The sequence below is a fragment of the Mycobacterium sp. genome, assembly GCF_047975165.1.
Classification (GTDB): domain Bacteria; phylum Actinomycetota; class Actinomycetes; order Mycobacteriales; family Mycobacteriaceae; genus Mycobacterium.
Map to the genome: position 1 here is coordinate 1 of NZ_JBKECZ010000117.1, position 1581 is coordinate 1581.

Annotated in this window: 2 protein-coding genes and 1 pseudogene; 2 read left to right on the forward strand and 1 reads right to left on the reverse strand. The window is 65.1% G+C overall.

The window, feature by feature from the left end; genetic code table 11:
* Positions 1-383: 383 nt before the first annotated feature.
* Positions 384-899 (forward strand): hypothetical protein, encoded by a 516-nt coding sequence (locus ACK5M9_RS11895; protein WP_416893375.1) that lies wholly within the window; start codon positions 384-386, stop codon positions 897-899.
* Positions 900-925: 26 nt separating this feature from the next.
* On the opposite strand, the gene ACK5M9_RS11900 is transcribed toward ACK5M9_RS11895, so the two are convergent.
* Positions 926-1228: a type II toxin-antitoxin system VapB family antitoxin gene (locus ACK5M9_RS11900; RefSeq protein ID WP_416893374.1), complete on the reverse strand. Its 303-nt coding sequence runs from the start codon at positions 1226-1228 to the stop codon at positions 926-928.
* Between the two features lie 213 nt (positions 1229-1441).
* Between ACK5M9_RS11900 and ACK5M9_RS11905 the strand changes: the two are divergent.
* Positions 1442-1581, forward strand: a pseudogene (locus tag ACK5M9_RS11905) (heat-inducible transcriptional repressor HrcA); the annotation flags it as partial.

Sequence of the window (1581 nt, forward strand, 5' to 3'; positions counted from 1 at the left end):
ACGAGCCGCGCTGGTCATCGCAGCCCTCAACGGGCTGCTGACGATGGCGATGGCGATCGCGGGCGGGCTGAGCTACCGGCGCCTGAATCGCGACGGGACCGCCGGAGCTCCCCGAATCACGTGGAGCCGCGCCTGAGCGGCCGGGCGGCACCGGCGCAGCTCCGCGAACGTGACCGGGTGGCCATTCAAAGCGCATCCATAGCTGCGACCCAGCCACCGCTATACCGATGCGGGCAGGCTCGGCCGTAACGCAACGACGCAACCAAAAGAAATATCGCACCCGTCACATTTGTCGCAGATATCACAAGGCCGAATTGCCAGTGGCCGTGCCATGATGTGTCATTCCAACAAATAGGGGGAACAAAAGACCCATGGAGAATCTCATGCAGAATCTGAAGTCACTGACCATTGGCGTCGCGGCCGTTGCCGCTATCGGTGGTGTTGCCGCCGGTTTAACCGCCACCGTGAGCCCAGCCTCCTACCAAGTCCAGCCGGTCGTCTTCGGTGCTCCGCTGCCGCAGGACCCGGCCCCGGTTCCGGCTCCGGTCATCCTCGTGCCAACCACTGCCGAATTGACCGGCATTCTCAATACGCTGGCCGACCCCGCCGTGTCGTTCGAGGAGAAGGGCTATCTCGTGGAGGGCGGGATCGAAGGCATCGAAGCTCACGTCGCCGACCACGAGCTGAACGAGGCAGCGGACAACGGCCAGCTGCCGTTGTCGTTCGACATCACCGATGTCCAGCCGACTACCGACGGAGGCGCTACTGCGGACGTCGCGGTTTCGGGCCCCAGGATCTCGCCACCGGTCGTCCAGACCCTGACGTTCGTCAACCAGGACGGCTGGGCCGTGTCGCGCGACTCCGCCATGGAACTGCTCCGGGCAGCCTCGTCGGGCTAGACGCTGCAAGCAGGACTAGGCGCGCTCTACCCCGAGTCGTCCATGTCATACACCCGCGCGTGCAGCACGGTGCGGTTCCGCAGTGCTGCACGAACCGCCCGGTGCAGTCCGTCTTCTAGATACACGACGCCCCGCCACCGCACCGCGTGCGGAAACAGGTCGCCGTAGAAGGTGGAGTCCTCCGACAGCAGGCGATCCAGTTCGAGTACCCGGGTCGTGGTGACCAGTTCGTCGAGGCGGATCTGCTGCGGCGGGATCCGGGACCAGTCCCGGTAGGACAGATCGTGATCCGGGTAGGGCTTGCCGTCGCGCACGCCTTTGAAGATCATTCCTCTACGCTTCCGGTCGCTGTCACCTGATGCCGGCCCGACGGAACCGCGACGGAACTGCCGACTACCGGAGAGGTTAGCCGCTTGGTGTCTTCGAGTGGCCGGCCACCTATCAGCCCGGCCGTCGGGCCGGATCCCGCGGAGACCGTAAAATGTACGCGGCAGCGGGCCATGACTACAGGACCCGCCGGTCTAGATCGAGGAGGTGAGCGGGTGGGCAGTGCCGACGAACGCCGGTTGGCGGTTTTGCGCGCGATCGTCGCCGACTTTGTCGCCACCCACGAGCCGATCGGGTCCAAGTCCCTGGTGGAAAGGCACAACCTCGGTGTCTCCAGTGCGACCGTCCGCAACGA